Origin of the sequence: Pedococcus sp. KACC 23699, from assembly GCF_045348425.1 — a bacterium.
Classification (GTDB): domain Bacteria; phylum Actinomycetota; class Actinomycetes; order Actinomycetales; family Dermatophilaceae; genus Pedococcus.
This window is the reverse complement of the sequence record NZ_CP157483.1, coordinates 3,287,299-3,308,886: the sequence shown is the minus strand read 5'-3', so window position 1 is coordinate 3,308,886 and position 21,588 is coordinate 3,287,299. Positions and strand designations below refer to the sequence as shown.

Below are 21,588 nucleotides of genomic sequence, written 5' to 3'. Positions count from 1 at the left end.
GAGATAGAGGCACATGTCTGAACGCGTGACCATGCCGGCCCTGGGTGAGTCGGTCACCGAAGGCACCGTGACGCGCTGGCTGAAGAACGTCGGCGACACGATCGAGGTCGACGAGCCGCTGCTCGAGGTCTCCACCGACAAGGTCGACACCGAGATCCCGTCGCCCGTCGCGGGCGTCCTGCAGGAGATCCTGGCCGAGGAGGACGACACGGTCCCCGTGGGTGCGGACCTCGCAGTCATCGGCGACGGCAGCGACAGCGGGAGCAGCGACTCGGGTGCCGCTGCCGGCGACGCCGGACAGCAGGACGCCGGCGAGCAGCCCTCCCAGGAGCAGTCGTCCGCCGAGTCCGACGAGCCGCCGGCCGAGGCTCCCTCGACCGAGCAGGCCCCGCAGGAGTCCACCTCAGAGCCCGAGGCGGCACAGTCGACGTCGAGCAGCTCAAGCTCCGACGACGGCGCGTCCGGTGGTTCGGGTGACGGCGGCAGCGGCGAGACGGTGACCATGCCGGCGCTCGGCGAGTCCGTCACCGAGGGCACGGTCACCCGCTGGCTCAAGGCCGAGGGCGACACCGTCGAGGTCGACGAGCCGCTGCTGGAGGTCTCCACCGACAAGGTCGACACCGAGATCCCGTCTCCCTTCGCCGGGACCCTGACGAAGATCCTCGTCCAGGAGGACGACACCGTCCCCGTGGGCGGCGACCTCGCCGTCATCGGCGGCTCCGGCTCAGCCAACGGCCCGGGCGACAGCGCCCCCGCCGAGGAGGCTCCGAAGGAGGAGCCGAAGCAGGAGGCCCCGAAGCAGGAGGCCCCCAAGCAGGAGGAGCCGAAGCAGGAAGCTCCCCAGCAGGAGGCCCCCGCCGCGCCTCGTGAGGCCGCTCCGGCACCACAGTCGTCGTCCAGCGAGGGCCAGGACGCCTCGGCGTACGTCACGCCGCTCGTGCGCAAGCTGGCCGCGGACAACAAGATCGACCTCGGCTCGCTCAAGGGCACGGGGGTCGGTGGCCGCATCCGCAAGCAGGACGTGCTCGACGCCGCGAAGGCCGCGGACGAGGCGGCCAAGGCTGCCGCTGCGCCCGCACCGGCTGCGGCGCCCGCTTCCGCCCCGGCGGCCTCCAGCGGCTCGCCCGCACGGTCAGCCGCGCCCGCGTCGGTGTCCCCCAAGCGCGGCACGACCGAGAAGATGTCCCGGCTGCGCCAGACCATCGCCAAGCGCATGGTCGAGTCGCTGCAGGTGTCGGCGCAGCTCACCACCGTGGTCGAGGTCGACGTCACCAAGATCGCCCGGCTGCGGGCCAAGGCCAAGAGCGAGTTCGAGCAGCGAGAGGGCACCAAGCTCAGCTTCCTGCCGTTCTTCGCCCTCGCAGCGGTCGAGGCGCTCAAGGCGCACCCGTCGGTCAACTCCAGCGTCGAGGGCACCGAGGTGACCTACCACGGCACCGAGAACCTCGGCGTGGCCGTCGACACCGAGCGCGGTCTGCTCGTCCCGGTCATCAAGGACGCCGGCGACCTCAACATCGCCGGGCTCTCGCGCAAGATCGCCGACCTGGCCGAGCGCACCCGCACCAACAAGATCGGTCCGGACGAGCTCGGTGGCGGCACCTTCACGCTGACCAACACCGGCAGCCGCGGCGCCCTGTTCGACACCCCGATCATCAACCAGCCCAACGTCGCCATCCTCGGCACCGGCGCGGTCGTCAAGCGCCCGGTCGTGGTGGCGGACGGCGACGGCGGCGAGACCATCGCGATCCGCTCGATGGTCTACCTGGCCCTGTCCTACGACCACCGGGTCGTCGACGGTGCCGACGCGGCGCGCTTCCTCACGACGATGAAGACGCGTCTCGAGGAGGGCGGCTTCGAGTCCGACCTCGGACTCTGACCCACCCCATCACGCAGGAGCAGACATGCCGCAGCGCGTTGCCATCACCGGTTCCACCGGACTGATCGGCAGCGCGCTGTCGGCATTCCTGCGTCAGCGCGGTGACGAGGTGGTGCGGCTGGTCCGCCGGGCGCCCGAGCACCCGGACGAGGTGCGCTGGGACCCCGCTGCCCGGCTGCTCGACCCACAGGCGCTTGCCGGGGTCACCGCCGTGGTCCACCTGGCCGGCGCGGGCGTGGGCGACCACCGCTGGACGCCGTCCTACCAGCAGCAGATCCTCGGCTCCCGCGTCGACGGCACCACCACCATCGCGACGGCGCTGGCCCAGCTGGGTGAGCCGGTTCGGCTCGTCAGCGGCTCCGCCGTCGGCGTGTACGGCGACCGTGGTGACGAGGTGCTCACCGAGGACTCGCACCTCGGCCACGGGTTCCTCAGCGAGGTGGTGCGGGCGTGGGAGGCCGCCGCCGACCCGGCCCGGGAGGCCGGGCTCTCGGTGGTCCACCCCCGGACGGGCATCGTGCTTTCCCCCGAGGGCGGGGCGCTGTCGCGCATGCTGCCGCTCGCGCGCCTGGGCATCAACGGCCCCCTCGGCAACGGCCGTCAGTGGTGGCCGTGGATCTCGTTGCGGGACACCGTCGCCGGCCTGGCCCACCTCGTCGACCACCCCGACGTCGAGGGCCCGGTCAACCTCGTCGCGCCGACCCCGGACCGGCAGATCGACCTCGCCCGCGAGCTCGGTCGCCAGATCCACCGACCGGCGATCTTCCCGGCTCCGGCGTTCGGCATCAAGCTCGTCCTCGGCGGCTTCTCCGACGAGATCCTCACGAGCAAGCGGGTCATCGCCCAGCGCCTCACCGCGTCGGGATTCGTGCACCGCGACCCCGACGTCGCGTCCGCGCTGCGGTGGGTCCTGGCCCAGCGGTCCTGACCCGGTGAGCGTGGCCGCTCACGACCCGGCTCACCGCCCCGTGGGCTCCACCTCCTCGATCAGCCACCGTCCGCCGACCCACACGAGGTCGAACCGCAGCGCCTGCCCGCGCACCTCGTCCTCGCGGTGCAGCAACCTCCCGTCCGTCGCCGACACCACCCGGTATGCCGCGGTGTCCACGACCGCGTCGATCGTTGCCGTCCGCTGCGTCGCGGTGACGGTGCGGGCGGACCGCACGGTGAGGCGCACCCCCGCGTAGGCGACCCCGGCACCTCGGACCCGCTCGAGGTCGGCGGTGTCGCGGGTCAGAGCCGGTGACCGCGGCGCGTCCAGGCCACCGAGGTCGGACGTCCTCCTGCTGAGCATGGCCCCGGCGCGGCGGTTGGCCAGCTCCTGCACCAGAGCGCTGGGTGAGTCGTGCGGACCACCCTGCCGACTCTGGACCGACCCCGTGGACGCCGAGCCGGCAGCGGCAGGTGTGCCGGCCGGGGAGGCCGAGCCCGTCGGCGACGGACCCGGGGCCGGAACCGTCGGCTCGGCGGCTGCAGATGGCGTGAGCCACCGCGGCGCGGGTAGCACGCCGCCGGCCATCAAGGCCCCGAGGAGCAGGACGACCACCAGCCCGGCGCCGGCGAAGGCCGCCGTCACCCGGGGACCGCGCCACCTGACCGCACCCCGCGACGCCCCCGCCAGCTGCGCAATGCGTTCCCTCCTCGTCGTCGGCGTGGGCTCCTCGACCTCGGCCGGCGGGCGACGGAGGCGGTGCGTGAGCAGGGACGTCTCGTCCGTGCCGACGACCAGCCGCAGCGGCTCGCACGGCGCCGAGTCGAACCACGCCAGGGCGGCTTCCGCCGCCGAGGGACGTGCGTTGGGGTCCCCCGACAGGGCCCGGACCGTCATCTCGCGCCACCCCTCGGGCAGCCCCGGGGCCAAGGCCTCCAGGGGAGGTCGCCACGACGTCGGCCCCGGCACCTGCCCGGTGACGCACCACCAGGCGAGCGCCCCGGCGGCATACACGTCGGCTGCTGGGGTGAGCGGTCCGCCGTCCAGGACCTCCGGGGCGACGAAACCCTCGGTGCCGAGCGCATCGCCGGGCGCCTCACCGACGAAGCGCGCCACCCCGAGGTCTGCCAGGAGTGGTCGGCCCGAACGCTCGACGAGCACGTTGCCGGGGGTCACGTCGCCGTGCACGACCCCCGCGGCGTGCAGGCCCGCGAGCGCCCGGGCGACAGGAGCCAGGACGGTCACCGACTCCCCGACGCTGAGGTGGCCACGCGCACTGACGACGCGTTCCAGCGACCCACCGCCCACGTGGTCGAGGACCAGGGCGACCCGCGGCTCCTCGCCGGACAGGGCCACCACCTCGTGGAGGCGCACCAGGCCGTCCACCTCGACGCGGCCGAGCACCGTCAGCTCGCGGACCGCGGCGTCCGCGTGCTCCCCCGCAGCGACGGCGAGGACCTTGATCGCCACGGGCAGGCCGTCGCTGTCACGCGTGGCCGCCCACACGACCGCGCTGCCGCCCACCCCCAGCCGGGCGCCGAGCGAGTAGCCCGGCACCTGCGGCGGCGCTTCCGGCAGGAGTTCGACACGGGGGTCCATCACCCCAGTGTGGACACGGACGTCGAGCCGGCCGCCCGGTTGTCCACAGGCTCCCGGACGCCGCATAGGGTCGGGGCATGGCAGCAGACCAGCCCACGATCCTGGCCACCTCGGGTGGCTACCGCTACGGCAGCCGCACGCGACTGGAGTTCAACTCGCTCGTCCACCACGCGGTCGAGCTCGCCGGTGTCGAGGGCCGCGCCCCGCGGATCACGCACCTCGGCACGGCCGGTGGCGACCAGACCTACTTCCAGGCGTGGATGGGCGAGGCCGCCGGGATCGCCGGGTTCGACCTGTCGCACCTCAACCTCTTCTCGATGCCCAACGTCGACGACATCGAGGGCCATCTGCTGGAGCAGGACGTCGTCTGGGTCAACGGCGGCTCGGTCGCCAACCTGCTGGCCGTCTGGCGGGTGCACGGGCTCGACGAGATCTTCCCGCGCGTGTGGGAGGCCGGTGTCGTGCTCGCCGGGGTCTCGGCCGGGTCGATCTGCTGGTACCAGGGCGGCACCACCGACTCGTTCGGCCCCGAGCTGCGCGCCGTGACGAACGGCCTCGCGCTGCTCCCCTACGGCAGCGGCGTCCACTACGACTCGGAGGAGCGGCGCCGACCGCTGGTCCACGAGCTCGTGGCCGACGGCACCCTGCCGACCACGCACTGCACCGACGACGGGGTCGGCCTGCTGTACCACGGCACCGAGCTCGTCGGCGCCGTGACCGAGACCGATGGCAAGGGCGCCTACCTCGTCACCCGCGACGGCGACACCGCCGTGGAGGAGCGCCTCGAACCGGTCCGGCTCAAGGCGCCGCCGACGCGAGCGTAGAGTCGTCGTCATGCGTTTCGAGCACGTCGGCTTCGCCCCTGACCTCGTCGACTACGAGCAGGCATGGGCCCTGCAGCGCGAGGTCCACGCCGGCGTCGTCGCCGGCGGCGAGGACACAGTCCTGCTGCTCGAGCACGCCGCGGTCTACACCGCCGGCAAGCGCACCGAACCCCAGCAGCGTCCCGTCGACGGCACTCCCGTCATCGACGTCGACCGCGGTGGCCTCATCACGTGGCACGGGCCGGGCCAGCTCGTCGGCTACCCGATCGTCCGGCTGCGCGGCGTGCCGATCGACGTGGTCGCCCACGTGCGCCGGCTCGAGGAGGTGATGATCCGCACCTGCCGCGAGTTCGGCGTCGAGACCGTCCGGGTCGAGGGCCGCAGCGGGGTGTGGGTGCTCGCCGACGAGCGGGGCCCCGACCGCAAGCTCGGCGCCATCGGCGTCCGGGTCAGCCGCCAGGTGACGATGCACGGGTTCGCCCTCAACGCCGACGCCGACCTGTCGTGGGCCGACAACATCATCGCCTGCGGGATCGAGGACGCCGGCGTCAGCTCGATCAGCCGCGAGGCCGGGCGTGCGGTCACCGTCCAGGACGTCCTGCCGTATGCCGAGAAGCACCTCGCCGACGTCCTCGCCCCGTCCGCCTGACCGAGGCCCACGCGACGACGGTCAGCGGCGGGCCTGGTCCTCCACGCAGAGGACCGCCCACGGCAGGGCCTCGAGCCGGGCCTCTGCAATGGGGCGACCGCAGACGTCGCACGTCCCGTAGGTGCCTTCGTCCAGCTTGACCAGCGCCCGCTCGACGTCGGCGCGGGTTGCCTGGAGACCGTCGTGGACCGCGACCTGCGCGAGCCGGTCGACGGCCATGGAGGTGCCCTCCCCGACCCGCTTCCCGAACGAGATTGCTCCCTGGTCGTCGGGCGTGAGCTCCAGCGTCGCCATCTGGTCGTCGAGCTCGTCCCTCTTGGCGTGCAGCAGCAGTGCGACGTCGGTGTCCATGGCCCCATGGTGCTCCCCCGCCGCTGCACGGAGCCGACCGGGTGCCCGGGTGCCCACACCGGCCCGGGGAATACCCGTCGCATGCACGGCGTAGTCTTTGCAGGACGCCCGGTGACCTCCGGGCGGACCCGTGCCCCGCGGCATACCGGCCGCCGGAGGCGCACCCGAAGGCAAAGGCGAGGGAGTCTGCTGTGACCGTGGCACCCGAGGGAAGGCGCATGCTGCGCGTCGAGGCGCGCAACGCCGAGACCCCGATCGAGCGCAAGCCCGAGTGGATCCGGACCACCGCGAAGATGGGTCCGGAGTACACCAAGCTGCACTCGATGGTGAAGACCGAGGGCCTGCACACCGTCTGCCAGGAAGCCGCCTGTCCCAACATCTTCGAGTGCTGGGAGGACAAGGAGGCGACCTTCCTCATCGGTGGTGACGTCTGCACCCGCCGCTGCGACTTCTGCGACATCGCCACCGGGCGCCCCGAGGCGCTCGACCGCGACGAGCCGCGCCGGGTGGCCGAGTCGGTCGCCACGATGGGCCTGCGCTACTCCACCGTCACCGGCGTCGCCCGCGACGACCAGCCCGACGGCGCCGCCTGGCTCTACGCCGAGACGATCCGCCAGATCCACGCCAAGAACCCCACCACCGGCGTCGAGATCCTCCCCCCCGACTTCGGCGCCAAGCCCGAGCTCGTCGGCCAGGTCTTCGACGCACGCCCCGAGGTGTTCGCCCACAACCTCGAGACCGTCCCGCGCATCTTCAAGCAGATCCGCCCGGCGTTCACCTACGACAAGTCCCTCGCGGTGCTGTCGATGGCGCGCGAGGCCGAGCTCGTGACGAAGTCCAACCTCATCCTGGGGATGGGCGAGGAGGACCACGAGGTCGAGCAGGCGATCCGCGACCTGCACGACGCGGGCTGCGACATCCTCACGATCACGCAGTACCTGCGCCCGTCCAAGCTGCACCACCCGATCGACCGCTGGGTCAAGCCCGAGGAGTTCGTGCACTGGTCGCAGGTGGCCGAGGAGATGGGCTTCAAGGGCGTCATGGCCGGTCCCCTCGTGCGGTCCTCCTACCGCGCCGGACGGCTGTGGGCGACGGCGATGAAGAAGTGGGGACGCGACATCCCCGAGCACCTGCAGCACCTCGCCGACGCCGCGGGCGACCCCGCCCGCCAGGAGGCCGCCTCCCTCGTGGCCGCGCGCAAGCCGGCCGCGTTGGGTGCACCCGCCTGACACCCGTATCCTGACCCTCATGGCCCGCGAGAAGAAGCAAGAGTCCGACATGCCCAAGAAGCCGGGTCGGCTCGCCCAGGTCCGCCAGGTGTTCACGGCGGCCCGCAAGGCAGACCCCACCATCCCGTGGTGGATGCTGCTCGCCTTCATCGCGGTGCTCGCGGTCGGCACGACCATCGGTGTGCTCGTCGGCCACTGGAAGTACGCGCTGGTCCTCAGCATCCCGCTGGGGCTGCTCGCCGCCACGCTCGTGCTCAGCCGTCGCGCGGAGCGTGCCGCCTACGCCAGCCTCGCCGGCCAGCCCGGTGCCGCTGGTGCGGCACTCGGCGCCCTGCGTCGCGGCTGGTTCTTCTCCCAGGAGCCGGTGGCTGTCGACGGTGCGCGCGGCACCCGCCCCGAGGACATGGTCGGCGCAGCGTTCGTCTACCGCGCGATCGGCCGTCCCGGCATCGTCCTCGTGGCCGAGGGCCCGGATGCGAGACGCACCAAGCTCATCGCGCAGGAGCGCAAGAAGGTCGAGCGGGTCGCCCCCGGCGTGCCGGTCTCGGCGATCGTCGTGGGTGACGGTGCCGACCAGGTGCCCGTCCGCAAGCTCAGCGGCAAGATGACCCGCATGAAGCCGGTGCTGACCAAGGAAGAGGTCTCCGCGGTCAACAAGCGGCTCAAGTCGCTCGGCGGTATGCGGCCCCCCATCCCCCAGGGCATGGACCCGCAGCGCCAGCGCGTCGACCGCAAGGCCATGCGCGGCCGCTGACCTGCCGGCAACCGGCCACAGATCTGCCGCCGATCTGCCCCTTGTCGGCTGCCGACCCCTTGCGGGTCAGCCGGACGCCCGCTCGACGAGCTCGGTGTCGAGCACCACGTGCTGCTCGGGGCGGTCGTCGCCGGTGCCGATCTGGGCCAACAGCATCGTGGCCATCTCACGCCCGATCTGCTCGAGCGGCTGGTGCACCGTCGTCAGCGGCGGTGCGGCGACCTCGGCCAACGGCCCGTCGTCGAAGCCGACGAGGGCGACGTCCTGCGGCACCGACCGGCCTGCTTCCCTCAGGGCACGCAGAGCGCCCAGGGCCATGGGGTCGCTGGCGGCGAAGACGGCGTCGATGTCGGGGCGCCGCGCGAGGAGCGCGCGCATGGCAGCGGCTCCGCTGGTCTCGCTGAAGTCGCCGACCTCGACGAGCGAGTCGTCGGCGTCCCTGCCTGCGTCCTGCACCGCGGCGACGTAGCCCTCGCGCCGGTCCCGTCCGGCGATCATGTCCTGCGGTCCCGCGATGTGGCCCACCACCGAGCGCCCCTTGGCGAACAGGTGCGCGACGGCGTTGCGCGCTCCCCCGGTGTTGTCGACGTCGACGTAGCTGGCATGGTCCAGTCCGACGGGACGACCGCAGAAGACGATCGGCAGCCCGCGCCCCTGGATCAGGGCCGGCAGCGTGTCGGCGTCGTGCGCCGAGAGCATGAGGACGCCGTCGACGTGCTGGGGCGTGAGGTAGGAGTCGAGCCGGTCCACCTGCTCGCGGGTCTGCACGAGCGCCAGCACGAGCTGGCGCGAGGCCTCACCGACGACGGTGGTGATGCCGCGGACGACCCCGGCGAAGAACGGTTCGCCGAAGATGCGCTCCTCGGACTCGGAGATGACCAGGGCGATCGCGCCGGTGCGCCGGGTCACCAGCGCGCGTGCCGCCATGTTGGGCACGTAGCCGAGCTCGTCGACCGCTCGCATCACCCGGGCGCGTGTCCGCTCGGACACCTGCGGTGAGCCGTTGATGACACGCGACACCGTCCCGCGGCCCACCCCGGCGCGGGCCGCCACCGCCTCCAGAGTGGGCTGGGCAGTCGCTGGGGTGCTCGTGCCGTGGGTGGCGCCGGGGGTCATGGGCTCAGTATTGCGTGCGCTCCCCGGCAAGGAACGCGGCATACCAGCGTCCGCTGTCCTTGACCGTGCGCACCTGGGTCTCGAAGTCGACGTGCACGATGCCGAACCGCTTCGCGTACCCCTCCGCCCACTCGAAGTTGTCCATCAGCGACCAGGCGAAGTAGCCGCGCAGCGGCACCCCTCCGGCGATCGCCTTGGCCCCCGCCTCGAGGTGTCCGCGCAGGAAGTCGATGCGGTCCACATCGTGCACCCGGCCGTCGACGAGCTCGTCGTCGAAGGCGGCACCGTTCTCGGTGACGACCAGCGGGATGTCGCCGTAGTCACGGGTGACGCGCAGGAGGATGTCGCTGAGGCCCTCGGGGTCGACCTCCCACCCGAGCGCCGTGGTGGGCAGACCGCGCGACGCGAACTCGACCTCCCCGGTGCCGGGCAGCGCGCCGGGAGCCACGACGTGCCGCGTGTAGTAGTTCACCCCGAGGAAGTCCAGGGGCGCGCTGGTGACGTCGACGTCGCCGTCGTGGACGAAGGACAGGTCGGTGAGGTGGGCGACGTCGTCGACGACGTCCTGCGGGTAGCTGCCGCGCAGGACGGGGTCAAGGAACCAGCGGTTGGAGAGGCCGTCGACCCGGCGGACGACGTCCGTGGTGCCGTGGCCGTCGTGGGCGGGCGCGACCGGGTAGAGGTTGAGCGTGATGCCCACCTCGGCCTCCGGCACCCTCTCCCGCAGCGCCTCGACGGCCAGACCGTGCCCGAGCAGGAGGTGGTGCGAGGCCGCCAGGGCCGCAGCCGCATCCGACCGGCCGGGGGCGTGCCGCCCCGACCCGTACCCGAGGAAGGCCGAGCACCAAGGCTCGTTGAGGGTGATGAAGTGTCCGACCCGGTCGCCGAGGGCGTCGGCGACGTGCGCGGCATACTCCGCGAAGCGGTGTGCCGTGTCGCGGACCGGCCAGCCGCCGGCGTCCTCGAGCACCTGCGGCAGGTCCCAGTGGTAGAGCGTCGCCCACGGGGTGATGCCACGTTCGAGGAGGGTGTCGACGAGCCGGCTGTAGAAGTCCAGTCCCTCTCGGTTGGCCGGGCCGGAGCCGGTGGGCTGCACGCGTGGCCAGGCGATGGAGAAGCGGTAGGCGTCCACACCCAGCCCGGCCATCAGGTCGACGTCCTGGGCGTACCGGTGGAGGTGGTCGACCGCGACCTCGCCGGTGTCACCGCCCACCACCCGACCTGGGGTGGCCGAGAAGGTGTCCCAGATCGACGGGCCGCGGCCTCCTTCGGACGTGGCTCCCTCGATCTGGTAGCTCGAGGTCGCCACGCCCCACGTGAAGCCGTCCGGGAAGTCGCTGCGCGACAGGTCCATGGTCATCCTTTGACTCCGCCCTGCATGATGCCGCCGATGATCTGGCGGCCGAACACGATGAACACGACGACGAGCGGGAGCGTCCCGAGGAGCGTGCCTGCCATGACCAGCGCCTGGTCGGTGTAGTAGCCACCGGACAGCCGCGACAGCGCGACCTGCACGGTCGGGTGGTCGGCGTCGAGGGTGAGGTAGGGCCACAGGAAGTCGTTCCAGCGCTCCATGAACGTGAGCAGCCCAAGGACCGCCGCTGCTGGACGCAGGATGGGGAAGACGACCGAGAAGAAGATCCGTGTCGTCGACGCACCGTCCACCCGTGCGGCCTCGATGAGCTCGTTGGGGATGGCCTGGGCGGCGTACTGCCGCATCATGAACACGCCGAACCCGCTCACGAGGAACGGCAGCAGCGCCGATGGCAGCGTCCCCGCCAGCCCGAGCTTGCCCATGAGCATGTATAGCGGCACGAGTCCGAGCTGGACCGGGATCATCATCGTGCCGATCACGATGAGCAGCAACGCATTCCGGCCTTTGAAGCGCAGCTTGGCGAACGCGAACCCCGCCAGCGCGGACAGCACGACAACCGAGACGGTGGCGGCGCCGGCGACGAGCACCGAGTTGACCATCGCCTGTCCGAACATCACGTCCTGGTTGGCGAGGACCCGCGACAGGTTCGGGCCGAGCTGGCTCCCCGGCGTCAGCGGTGGCGGGAGCGACGTGATGTCGCTGTTGGGCCGTGAGGCCATGACCACCATGTAGTAGAGCGGTGCCGCGGCGAGCAGCACGGACACCGCGAGGGTCAGGTAGACCAGCGGGGTCGCCGGCGTGCCGCCCGTGCTTCTGTCGGCTGCACGACGAAGCGAGCGGGTACGGCGCCCGCTCGCCGGAGCGGACGGGTCCCCGCCGGTGGGAGGACGGCGCACGCGAACGGTGACGCCCTGCGGCGTGGTCTTGGTGGGGATCGGGGCGTGTGGCTGGGTCTGTGTCATGGTCCTCACTCGGCCGATCGGATCCGGCGCAGCAGCAGCACGTTGACCGCCGAGAACACCGCGATGAACAGGAACAGCACCCAGGCGATCGTCGCCGCGTACCCGAAGCGCTGACCGGTGAACGCCTGCTGGATGAGGTACATCGCCGCGGTCTGGAACTGCGCGGTCGTCCCGCCGCCGATGGAGTTGGCCCCGGGGTTGAACAGCAGCGGCTCGGTGAACAGCTGGGTGCCCCCGATCGTGGCGACCACGGACACGAAGATCAGGGTCGGCCGCAGCATCGGCACGGTGATCGACCAGAAGGTGCGCCAGGCGTTCGCCCCGTCGATGCGCGCGGCCTCGTAGATCTCCGTCGGCACCGACTGCAGCGCTGCCAGCAGGATGAGTGCGTTGTACCCGGTCCAGCGCCAGTCGACCATCGTGGAGATGGCCAGCCAGGACGACCAGCGGTGGTCCTGCCAGGCGATCGGGTCCACCCCGACGTGGCCCAGCAGCCAGTTGAACAGCCCGAAGTCGCGGCTGAACATCATCGTGAAGATGATGCCCACGGCAGCGACGGAGGTGACGTTGGGCAGCAGGATCCCCATGCGCCACAACGTCGCTCCGCGCATCCGTGCGTTGAGCAGCTGGGCGAGGACCATGGCCAGGACGAGCTGCGGCACCGTCGCGATGACGAACATGGCGAAGGTGTTGAGCATGGCGTTCCAGAAGTCGCCGTCGGCCATCAGCTCGCGGTAGTTGCCGAGGCCCACCCACCCCTGGTTCCCGGCGAGCAGGCTCCAGTCGTGGGTCGAGACCCACGCCGTGTAGACGAGCGGGAACAGCCCGAAGACCGCGAAGAGCAGGAAGAACGGCGAGACCATCGCGTATGGCGTGTACCGCGCGTCCGCGCGGCGCAGCCACCGGCGCCACCGGGCCGGGTCCGGACCCGGTGGCGCCGAAGGAGGTGCAGCTGTGGTCGTGGTCACGAGGACTACTTCGCGGCCTTCGTGGCAGCCTTGACCGCCTCGGACCAGCCGTCGGCGGCACTGCGCTGGCCGCCCTCGACACTGCGCATGGCGTTCTCCACGGCATCGCGGACCGGCTGGTTCTTGGCACCGAGGTAGACCGGCTTGAGGTTGGCCGCACCGGCGACGAAGAGCTCACCCACCGGGGCGTTGTTGAAGTACTCGTTCTTCGCGTCCTTCAGGGCCGGCTCGGAGTAGAGCTTGGGGTTGGACGGCAGGTTGCCGGCCGCCTTGAACGCGGCGAGCTGGCTGTCACCGGTGGTCAGGAACTTCGCGAGCTCGACCGCCTCCTTCTGGTGCTTGCTCTGCGTCGGCACCCCGAGCCACGAACCGCCCCAGTTGCCGCCACCACCGGGGACCGTGGTGATGTCCCACTTGCCGGTGTTGGCCGCGCCTGCCTGGTCCTTGATGTAGCCGGTCATCCAGGCGGGGCAGGCCAGCGTGGCGAACGAGCCGTTCTTGAAGCCGGCGTTCCACTCGGGCGAGAAGGCCTTGAGCTTGGCGGACAGACCGGTGTCGACCATCTTCAGCGACTCGTCCCACGCCGACTTCACGGCGGGGTTCGACTCGATGACGAGGGCGTTGCTCTTGTCGAAGTAGGTGTGGTCGCCGGACTGCATGAGGATCGAGTTGTACGTGTTGGTGGCACTGTCCACGAACTTGGCCTTGGGGTCCTTGATCCCCGCCTGGTACTTCTGTCCGGTCGCGATGTAGGCGTCCCAGGTCGGCCACAGCTTGCCGACCTCCGCGCGGTCGGTGGGCAGCCCCGCCTTCTCGAAGAGGTCCTTGCGGTAGCACATGGCCAGGCCCCCGACGTCGGTCCCGAGACCGATGGTGTCCTTGCCGTCGGCCGTCGTGGCGTTGGCGTACTTCCACGGGAGCCAGTTGTCCTTGAGCTCGTTGCTGCCGAACTTCTGGAGGTTGACGAACTTGTCGGCGCTCTGGAGGAAGTTGACGACCTGGCCCTCCTCGATCGCGACGACGTCGCCGGCCCCTGAGCCGGCAGCCATGCGCTGGATCAGCTGGGTGTTGTACTTGCCGAGGTCACCCTCCGCGGTCTCGACGACCGTGATGTTGGGGTGGTCCTTCATGTACTGCGTGTAGAGGTCCGTGTAGCCGAACTTCCCGAACGTGCTCACCCGCAGGGTGGTCTTCTCCCCCGAGGACGAGGAGGACGATCCGCCACCTCCGCACGCTGCCGTGAGGGAGGCCGTGGTGATCAGGACGGTGGCCGGCACCAGCCAGCGAGAACGTGAGTGCACCGTTGCACCTTTCGTCGGGCCCCCTAATGGGAGCGCTCCCGAACAGCGTGCAGCCAGGGCGAGAATGTCGTCAAGAGGCGGCCGGGAGCGTTCCCATTTCGTGACCTTCCCGTGACCTTCTGATGGCGCGACCTCAGCCCAGCTGCGCCTCGATGCAGTCGACGAACCGCTCGAGGGCCCGGTCGTCGACCCGCAGGAAGAGGTCGGGCTCGATGAGCTCGAGCTCCATCACCGTGGGCACGCCGTCGTGCTCCACGAGGTCGACGCGGGCATACACGACACCCTCCGGGGCGAGCGCCAGGGCGGCGCGAGCGGTCGCGAGCTCGGCCTCGGTGACCGTGTGCGGCAGCTCGGAGCCGCCGTGGTGGGCCTGGACGCGGTAGTCACCGACGGCAGGGACCTTGCGGACGGCGTGCGACAGCTCGCCGTCGAAGAGCAGCAGGGAGACCTCGCCCGCCTCGATGCCGGGGGCGTACGGCTGGACCACGACGTCCCCCAGGGCGACGATCCGCTCGGCGTGCTGGACGAGAGCCGTGGACGTGGTCTCGCCGAGCGCCGCCTGCCGCGCTCCCCCGTCCACCGCGGGCTTGACGACGACCTTCTCCCAGCCGGTCGCCCGGATGGACGAGGCCACGTCCACCGACCCTCGCGGGAGGACGAGCATGGGCAGCACCGCGACCCCGGCGGCGCCCAGCTCGGCGAGGTAGCCCTTGTGGACGTTCCACCGAATCACGCTGGGAGGATTGATGATCCGGCTCCCGACGTCGACGCGGTCCACCCAGGCAAGGAACTCCTCGAGCCGGTCGAAGTAGTCCCAGGTGGACCGGACCACGACGAGGTCGTAGGCGCCCCAGTCGACGTCGACGTCGTGCCACACGAGGACGTCGGCGTCGTGACCCCGGGCCCGGAGGATGTCGGCGGCCTGACGCGGTTCGGGGTCGACGTAGGCCGGGTCGGACCAGGTGCACAGGGCGATGCGGCGCGTGGTCATCCGAGGAGTCTGCCAAACCGGCGACGATCGGGACCTTGCCCCGCGAAGAGACGCGATATAACGTGAGTCTCGAACGCGATATAGCGCGAAACCGAAAGGAACTCCCATGAGCGAGGAATGGTCGATCGACTCTCCCCGGGTGCTCGACATCGGCGGCGACGGCGAGCAGGTGACGTCCCTGAGCGTCGCCGTGGTCGGCGGACGGGTCGACGTCGTGACGCACACCGACTCCCCCACGGCCCGCGTGGAGGTCGCCGACGTCCGCGGGATGCCGCTGCGGGTCGTCTGGGACGGCAGCAAGCTGAAGATCACCCACGGCGTGGACGGTGCACGGATCCTGGACAAGGTGCGCCAGGTCTTCGACGGGCTCGAGCACAACCGGGTGGCGCTGAGCATCTCGGTGCCCGAGGACGCCCAGACCACGGTGAGCACGGTGAGCGCGACGGGCTTGTTGGCAGGGCTGCGCAGCGGCGCCAAGGCCAACACGGTGTCGGGCTCGATGACCCTGGACGACATCGTCGGACCGGTTGACATCAACACCGTCAGCGGTGACGTCGAGTGCGAGGGACTGCGTGGACCGCTCAAGGTCAACACGGTCTCGGGGGCAGTGACCGCGCAGCGCAGCGACGTGCCCGAGGTCAACATCCACACCGTCAGCGGGGACGTCACGCTCGACCTCGTCAACTCGGCCACGTCGATCGGCTCCAGCTCGGTGTCCGGTGACGTCACGGTGCGGGCGCCGCACGACGGGTACGACGTCAAGGCCAGCCTCGCCTCGGGCCAGGTCGTCATCGACGGCCGCACCTTCGACAAGTTCTCGCGGCCGGCCAGCGGTCGTCTGTCCGACGGCGCCGGCAGCCTGCGGCTCAAGGCCAACGCGGTGTCGGGCAACGTCGTCGTGCTCAACGCCCACCCGGGGAGCCCGGCATGAGCCCCGTCTTCGCCCACGGCCAGCTGCGCCTGTACGTCCTGGCCCTGCTCAACGACGGGCCGAGGCACGGGTACGAGGTGATCCAGGACCTCGAGCACCGCTTCAACGGGCTCTACTCCCCCAGCGCCGGCACGGTCTACCCGCGGCTGGCCAAGCTCGAGGAGGAGGGCCTGGTGGAGCGCACCGACGAGGGACGCAAGGCGGTCTACCGGATCACCGAGGCGGGTCGGGCCGAGGTCCGTGACCGCCAGGACGACCTGTCCAGCCTCGAGTCCGACCTGGACCTGTCGGTGCGCGAGCTGGCGGAGCAGGTGCGCTCACGGGTGCGGGGCCAGACCAGTGACCTGCGGGCCGAGCTTCGCGCCGCCGCCCAGGAGGCACGCCGTACGGCGACCCCCGTCGGCGGGCACGAAGGATGGGCCGACGGTCACGCGTGGGAGGCGAATGGCGGGGGCGACCTCGATCGCGCCGTCCAGCAGCTGCGTCGCGAGGCCCGGGAGGCGTGGAAACGGCACGGGCTGACCAGCGAGCAGACGCACGAGATCCTCGACATCCTCGGGGACGCGACGGCCCGGATCCGCGAGGTCGTGCGCGGCGCCGGTCGGTGAGAGCGCGGCTGGTCAGGTCCGGACGATGACGGTGCCGGCGGCCTTGTCGTGCAGGCCGCGACCGTCCTTGTCCCAGAACATCGCCGGGATGAACAGGCAGAGCAGGACGGTGCGCACCAGCGTCTGGAACGGGCGCGCCGTCCTGCCGTCGGTCGACCGGACGCGCAGGCCCACGACGCGGTGACCCAGGGTGGAGCCGACGGTGCTCACCAGGAGCAGGTTCTCGATCGCGAACAGGCCCAGCAGGACCAGGCTGTCGCGGCTGGTCGCGACAGCGGTGAACGGCAGCGGGACGCTGAAGAACGCGAAGGCGATGAGCTGGCAGGCCGTCCAGTCGATGACCACCCCGAGCAACCGGCGCCCGAACCGGCCGAGCGAACCCTCACCGTCGCGCGGCATACCGAGGCGCTCCCCCGGGTATGACGAGGGGTCACCTGAGCGCGAACCCGGCCCCTCGAGCCAGGACCCGATGTCCCTGCGGTCAACCACACCGAAAGCCTATGCGCCCACCCGGTGGCAGGCGCAGGGGGTGTAACACCCACGAAACATTCGGGTCATGGCCGGGCAACCTCCACCCGTTAGGGTCGACGTCGACAGCAGTTCAGTCATGGGCGGATCCCCTCCGTCCCACCAACAGGAGGCCCCAATTTGTTCAGCAATGCTGACGAGGTCCTGAAGTTCATCAAGGACGAGGACGTCAAGTTCGTCGACGTGCGCTTCTGCGACCTGCCGGGCGTGATGCAGCACTTCAACGTGCCCGCCAAGAGCCTGGATGCGGACTTCTTCACGGAAGGCCAGATGTTCGACGGGTCCTCGATCCGCGGCTTCCAGGCCATCCACGAGTCCGACATGAAGCTGGTCCCGGACCCCACGAGCGCGTACCTCGACCCGTTCCGCAAGGAAAAGACGCTCATCCTCAACTTCTCCATCGTCGACCCGTTCACCGGCGAGGAGTACTCCCGCGACCCGCGCAACATCGCTGCCAAGGCCGAGGCCTACCTCAAGTCGACCGGCATCGCCGACACCGCGTACTTCGGCGCCGAGGCCGAGTTCTACGTCTTCGACGACGTGCGCTTCGAGACCAAGCAGAACGCGAGCTACTACTACATCAACTCCGTCGAGGCCGCGTGGAACACCGGTCGCGAGGAGGAGGGTGGCAACAAGGGGTACAAGACCCGCTACAAGGGTGGCTACTTCCCCGTGCCGCCGACGGACCACTTCGCCGACATGCGCGACGAGATGTCCCTGGCCCTCGAGGAGGCCGGCCTGTCGGTCGAGCGCGCCCACCACGAGGTCGGCACCGCCGGTCAGCAGGAGATCAACTACCGCTTCAACACGCTGAAGCAGGCTGCCGACGACGTGCTGAAGTTCAAGTACATCGTCAAGAACGTGGCCTGGGAGGGCGGCAAGACCGTCACCTTCATGCCGAAGCCGATCTTCGGTGACAACGGCTCAGGCATGCACTCGCACCAGTCGCTCTGGAAGGACGGCGAGCCCCTCTTCTACGACGAGCGCGGCTACGGCGGCCTGTCGGACCTGGCCCGCTGGTACATCGGTGGCCTGCTCAAGCACGCCCCGGCGCTGCTCGCCTTCACCAACCCGACGGTGAACTCCTACCACCGCCTGGTCCCCGGCTACGAGGCCCCGGTCAACCTGGTCTACTCGGCCCGTAACCGCTCGGCCTGCATCCGCATCCCGATCACCGGTGACAACCCCAAGGCCAAGCGAGTCGAGTTCCGCGTCCCGGACCCGTCGGCCAACCCCTACCTCGCTTTCTCCGCGATGCTGATGGCCGGCCTGGACGGCATCAAGAACCGCATCGAGCCCCCGGAGCCGGTGGACAAGGACCTCTACGAGCTCCCGCCGGAGGAGCACGACGCCATCGAGCAGGTCCCCGGCTCGCTGCCGGCCGTGCTCGACGCGCTGGAGGCCGACCACGAGTTCCTGCTCGAGGGCGACGTGTTCACCCAGGACCTCATCGAGACCTGGATCGAGTGGAAGCGCAAGAACGAGGTCGACCCCATCCGCTTCCGCCCGCACCCGCACGAGTTCGAGATGTACTTCGACATCTGAGCGAATCGGCCTGCTGACCCGCGGCTCAGCGTTCACGATGCGTCTCCAGTCCGCATCTGGTCCGCAAGATTCGCGGCTTTGCTCAGCGAGTCCGCCCGTACTGCCAGCACTACACCAAAGGCAGTGCGGGCGGGCTCGTCTGCGTCGGGCCACATGCGCCCGTGCGTGTTGAGGGTGTCACGTCCGACGCGTGATCGACCGTCAGATCGATTCGTGATGCTTGCCATCTGCGGCCCTGCTCGCTCGGAATTCCCTCTGCTTCAATCGGTTTCGTAGTCGTTGGTAATAAACGCTGCGACAGTAGATCGTCTCGCTTGGGCGCGGCGCTCGCTTGAGGATGACCGGCATGCCGCACTGGGTGCACACGTGGGACCGATCCTCCCGGTTGATGCCCATGTGGGATATGGCGTCAGCCCCGTGAAGTGCTGGGCCCGAGCGCGTCGGCGTGCTCGAGCAATCTCGACCTTTCCTCCTTCGGGCGGAGTGAGCTGCTTCTGATGATGCTCGGGATGAGGCCGTAGTTCACGATTTCCTCGCCCATCCACGCCGGAGCGGGGACACCGCCCCATCGACCCGGGCGACCGGTGCCTCGACGCCTGCCGCAGGCAAGTACAGGTGTCGGTCGAGGAGGCCGTCCAGATGCTTGACCGGCGGAAGTGGCGCATCGCCATGGCCGAAGAGCAGCCACGGCTGCTGTCGGCACCGGTGTTGACGCGGTGGGTCCGCGCAATCCGCGTCCGTCAACCCCCAGCACGCGCGAGCAGTGCAGCGACTTGCTCGGCGGGGTCACCGCGAGTCGGCGGGACCAGCCCCCGCCGCTGGTATACCTTGCTGCCCGAATGAACATCTTGCCAACCCTCGCCACGTCATCCCCCCACGCAGAACCCCGTCCCCCCGCGCGACCGCAGTCGAGCCCCACGCAGACTTCTGGCCACCGCAACCACGACGCGTATCGCCCCGAAATCCAGGGCCTGCGCGCACTGGCCGTCGGTCTTGTGGTGCTGTTTCACCTGTGGCCGAAGCGACTGAGCGGGGGGTATGTGGGGGTCGACGTCTTCTTCGTGATCTCTGGCTATCTCATCACCTCGCACATCTTTCGCGAGATCGCGCAGACCGGGAGACTGCGCATCACCCGCTTCTGGGCCAGGCGCATCCGGCGCCTGCTGCCGGCGTCGCTGCTGGTGCTCACGATCTCAGCCCTGGCGGTCTTTCTCTTTGCGCCCGCGACCTTGTGGCAGCAGGCGGCCCGCCAGCTCGCGGCGAGCGCGCTCTACGTGCAGAACTGGGCGCTCGCCTCGGATGCGGTCGACTACATGGCCCTCGACAACGTGCCCACCGTGGCGCAGCACTACTGGTCTCTGTCGGTCGAGGAGCAGTTCTATGCCGTGTGGCCGGTGCTCATCGTCGGTCTCCTCGCTGTCCAGCGCTGGGCCCTCGCACGCGGCCGCACTGTTGCGGCCACGACCCGAGCCACCCCTCACCAACAGCGTCGGATCCTCATCGCCGGTTTGGCCGTCCTGGCCTTCACGTCCCTCGCGTGGTCCGTGTGGAGCACGGCCCAGAACCAGCCTTTCGCCTACATGAGCACCTTCACCAGGGCCTGGGAGTTCGCTGCGGGTGCACTCACGGCGCTCGTCACGGGCCAGCTCGTGCGGCGTGCGGCCTTCGTGGCCGGTTGGGCGGGAGTGGCTGCGATCGGCTTCGCCGGGTTCTCCTTCACCGAGCGCAGCGCCTTCCCCGGCTGGATCGCCCTCCTCCCCGTACTCGGCACGGTCGCGGTCATCATGGCCGGAACCGGTGGGCGCACCAGCGCGGGCTGGTGGCTTTCGAGGGCACCCTTCCGCTTCATTGGCGACACCTCGTACTCGATCTACCTGATCCACTGGCCGCTGGTCATCGGGGTGCCCTATGTGACAGGGCATGTCCTGAGGTGGCCCGAGAAGCTCGGTATCCTGGTCCTCAGTGTGGTGACGGCATGGCTCAGCAAGAGGTTCGTCGAGGACCCTCTCCGCACCCGGCCGCTGTTGGCTGCAGCCCCGTGGCGGGCCTTCGCCTTCGCTTTCGCGGGCATGCTTGTGCTGGTCGCCGCCAGCGTCGGTCTCAACTCCGAACTCGACCGTCGCCAGACCGAAGCTGCCAACGCCTCCGCCGTCCAGCTCAGCGGGAACTCGCGATGCGTGGGGCCGGCGGCCTTGGTCCCCGCGAACCACTGCGCGTCGGTCGCGGGAGTCGGCCCGCTCGTGGCGCCCCCCCGAGGTCGTGGCCCGGGAGGGCGACCTCGACATATTTTCCCGGTGTCAGCAGGACCTTGCCTCGGGCGACCTCAAGACCTGCCACCTTGGCCAGTCCAAGAACCCCAAGCGGACCGTGGCCCTCCTCGGCGACTCGCATGCAGGCGCCATGGCCCCGCTCATGGACCGGCTGGGCAAGCGGCTCGGCTGGGATGTCATCGCCTCGACCAAGAGCTCATGCCCGGCCACGTCGGCACGTCGGGTCCTGAACAGCGAGACGAACGATCAGCGCCAGCTCGCCTGCGAATCGTTCAACGCCGAGGTAGACAGGCAGATCCTCGACGACCCCGCGATCAGCGATGTCTTCGTGACCTCCTTCACCTCCGCCTACGACTGGGACAACATCCCTGGCAGCGCCCTGGCCAACCCGGGCCCGGACGGCTTTCAGATGACCTGGAAGCGCTGGACCGATGCGGGCAAACGGGTGCATGTCCTGCGCGATGTCCCCATCACCGGTGATCGGGCGATCCCCAACTGCGTGGAACTCGCCGGCAGCCACCCGGAGACGTGCGCGCGTGCGCGCAGCGCGGCGCTGCCCGACGACCTCGCTGCGACCGCCGCCCGAGCGATGGGCAACCCCAACGTGTCAGTCCTCGACCTGACACCGCAGTTCTGCGACGCCACCACGTGCTTCGGGCAGATCGGCAATGTCATCGTCTACCGCGACACCTCGCACATCAGCGTCGAGTACGCCGAGCTCCTGACGCCCTTCGTCGCGACGCAGCTCGCCGGCCTCCCCTAGTTCGGTCGGCGGTCCGT

At 70.2% G+C, this 21,588-nt stretch carries 19 protein-coding genes and 1 pseudogene; 11 read left to right on the top strand and 9 right to left on the bottom strand.

Annotated features, from left to right (window positions below; genetic code table 11):
- Positions 1–13: 13 nt before the first annotated feature.
- A complete protein-coding gene (gene sucB, locus ABEG17_RS15515; RefSeq protein WP_406830379.1) occupies positions 14–1,876 on the top strand; it encodes a 2-oxoglutarate dehydrogenase, E2 component, dihydrolipoamide succinyltransferase in 1,863 nt (620 codons plus the stop codon).
- A 25-nt stretch (positions 1,877–1,901) separates the two neighbouring features.
- Positions 1,902–2,804: a TIGR01777 family oxidoreductase gene (locus ABEG17_RS15510; RefSeq protein ID WP_406830378.1), complete on the top strand. Its 903-nt coding sequence runs from the start codon at positions 1,902–1,904 to the stop codon at positions 2,802–2,804.
- 30 nt (positions 2,805–2,834) lie between these two features.
- Here the strand turns inward: ABEG17_RS15510 and ABEG17_RS15505 are convergent, their stop codons facing one another.
- Positions 2,835–4,406 carry a protein kinase domain-containing protein gene (locus ABEG17_RS15505; protein ID WP_406830377.1) on the bottom strand — a complete coding sequence of 524 codons (1,572 nt, stop codon included), beginning with the start codon at positions 4,404–4,406 and terminating at the stop codon, positions 2,835–2,837.
- 77 nt (positions 4,407–4,483) lie between these two features.
- On the opposite strand from ABEG17_RS15505, the gene ABEG17_RS15500 reads away from it, so the two are divergent.
- Positions 4,484–5,230 carry a Type 1 glutamine amidotransferase-like domain-containing protein gene (locus ABEG17_RS15500; RefSeq protein WP_406830376.1) on the top strand — a complete coding sequence of 249 codons (747 nt, stop codon included), beginning with the start codon at positions 4,484–4,486 and terminating at the stop codon, positions 5,228–5,230.
- A gap of 10 nt (positions 5,231–5,240) precedes the next feature.
- Positions 5,241–5,879, top strand: coding sequence for a lipoyl(octanoyl) transferase LipB (lipB, locus tag ABEG17_RS15495; protein ID WP_406830375.1), 639 nt, complete (start codon positions 5,241–5,243; stop codon positions 5,877–5,879).
- Between the two features lie 21 nt (positions 5,880–5,900).
- On the opposite strand, the gene ABEG17_RS15490 is transcribed toward lipB, so the two are convergent.
- Entirely contained in the window at positions 5,901–6,230 is a 330-nt protein-coding gene (locus ABEG17_RS15490; RefSeq protein WP_406830374.1) for a TraR/DksA family transcriptional regulator, read from the bottom strand.
- A 191-nt stretch (positions 6,231–6,421) separates the two neighbouring features.
- On the opposite strand from ABEG17_RS15490, the gene lipA reads away from it, so the two are divergent.
- Together lipA and ABEG17_RS15480 are read left to right on the top strand one after the other, a co-directional pair.
- Positions 6,422–7,459, top strand: coding sequence for a lipoyl synthase (gene lipA, locus ABEG17_RS15485; protein ID WP_406830373.1), 1,038 nt, complete (start codon positions 6,422–6,424; stop codon positions 7,457–7,459).
- Between the two features lie 19 nt (positions 7,460–7,478).
- Positions 7,479–8,213, top strand: a complete 735-nt coding sequence (locus tag ABEG17_RS15480; RefSeq protein ID WP_406830372.1) for a DUF4191 domain-containing protein — start codon at positions 7,479–7,481, stop codon at positions 8,211–8,213.
- Between the two features lie 66 nt (positions 8,214–8,279).
- Here the strand turns inward: ABEG17_RS15480 and ABEG17_RS15475 are convergent, their stop codons facing one another.
- The 6 genes from ABEG17_RS15475 to ABEG17_RS15450 form a co-directional block, all read right to left on the bottom strand.
- Complete coding sequence (locus ABEG17_RS15475) at positions 8,280–9,329, bottom strand: LacI family DNA-binding transcriptional regulator (protein ID WP_406830371.1); 1,050 nt, start codon at positions 9,327–9,329, stop codon at positions 8,280–8,282.
- 4 nt (positions 9,330–9,333) lie between these two features.
- Entirely contained in the window at positions 9,334–10,683 is a 1,350-nt protein-coding gene (locus ABEG17_RS15470; protein WP_406833215.1) for a GH1 family beta-glucosidase, read from the bottom strand.
- 2 nt (positions 10,684–10,685) lie between these two features.
- Positions 10,686–11,666, bottom strand: a complete 981-nt coding sequence (locus tag ABEG17_RS15465) for a carbohydrate ABC transporter permease (RefSeq protein ID WP_406830370.1) — start codon at positions 11,664–11,666, stop codon at positions 10,686–10,688.
- Positions 11,667–11,671: 5 nt separating this feature from the next.
- Positions 11,672–12,634: a carbohydrate ABC transporter permease gene (locus ABEG17_RS15460; RefSeq protein ID WP_406830369.1), complete on the bottom strand. Its 963-nt coding sequence runs from the start codon at positions 12,632–12,634 to the stop codon at positions 11,672–11,674.
- 5 nt (positions 12,635–12,639) lie between these two features.
- On the bottom strand, positions 12,640–13,935 hold the full coding sequence (locus ABEG17_RS15455) for an ABC transporter substrate-binding protein (RefSeq protein ID WP_406830368.1): 1,296 nt from the start codon (positions 13,933–13,935) through the stop codon (positions 12,640–12,642).
- Between the two features lie 133 nt (positions 13,936–14,068).
- Positions 14,069–14,926: a RimK family alpha-L-glutamate ligase gene (locus ABEG17_RS15450; RefSeq protein ID WP_406830367.1), complete on the bottom strand. Its 858-nt coding sequence runs from the start codon at positions 14,924–14,926 to the stop codon at positions 14,069–14,071.
- 106 nt (positions 14,927–15,032) lie between these two features.
- Between ABEG17_RS15450 and ABEG17_RS15445 the strand changes: the two genes are divergently transcribed.
- Together ABEG17_RS15445 and ABEG17_RS15440 are read left to right on the top strand one after the other, a co-directional pair.
- Positions 15,033–15,857, top strand: coding sequence for a DUF4097 family beta strand repeat-containing protein (locus ABEG17_RS15445; RefSeq protein WP_406830366.1), 825 nt, complete (start codon positions 15,033–15,035; stop codon positions 15,855–15,857).
- The gene (locus ABEG17_RS15440; RefSeq protein ID WP_406830365.1) at positions 15,854–16,465 is read left to right on the top strand and encodes a PadR family transcriptional regulator; all 612 of its coding nucleotides are present in this window, start codon (positions 15,854–15,856) and stop codon (positions 16,463–16,465) included. Before ABEG17_RS15445 ends, ABEG17_RS15440 begins: the two co-directional genes overlap by 4 nt.
- A 12-nt stretch (positions 16,466–16,477) precedes the next feature.
- On the opposite strand, the gene ABEG17_RS15435 is transcribed toward ABEG17_RS15440, so the two are convergent.
- Positions 16,478–16,954: an RDD family protein gene (locus ABEG17_RS15435; RefSeq protein WP_406830364.1), complete on the bottom strand. Its 477-nt coding sequence runs from the start codon at positions 16,952–16,954 to the stop codon at positions 16,478–16,480.
- Between the two features lie 159 nt (positions 16,955–17,113).
- Between ABEG17_RS15435 and glnA the strand changes: the two genes are divergently transcribed.
- From glnA to ABEG17_RS15420, 3 genes and pseudogenes are all read left to right on the top strand, one after another.
- A complete protein-coding gene (gene glnA / locus ABEG17_RS15430; protein WP_406830363.1) occupies positions 17,114–18,538 on the top strand; it encodes a type I glutamate--ammonia ligase in 1,425 nt (474 codons plus the stop codon).
- Between the two features lie 839 nt (positions 18,539–19,377).
- Positions 19,378–20,460: pseudogene (locus ABEG17_RS15425) on the top strand (acyltransferase family protein); the annotation flags it as partial.
- A 337-nt stretch (positions 20,461–20,797) separates the two neighbouring features.
- The gene (locus ABEG17_RS15420; protein WP_406830362.1) at positions 20,798–21,571 is read left to right on the top strand and encodes an SGNH hydrolase domain-containing protein; all 774 of its coding nucleotides are present in this window, start codon (positions 20,798–20,800) and stop codon (positions 21,569–21,571) included.
- Positions 21,572–21,588 lie beyond the last annotated feature (17 nt).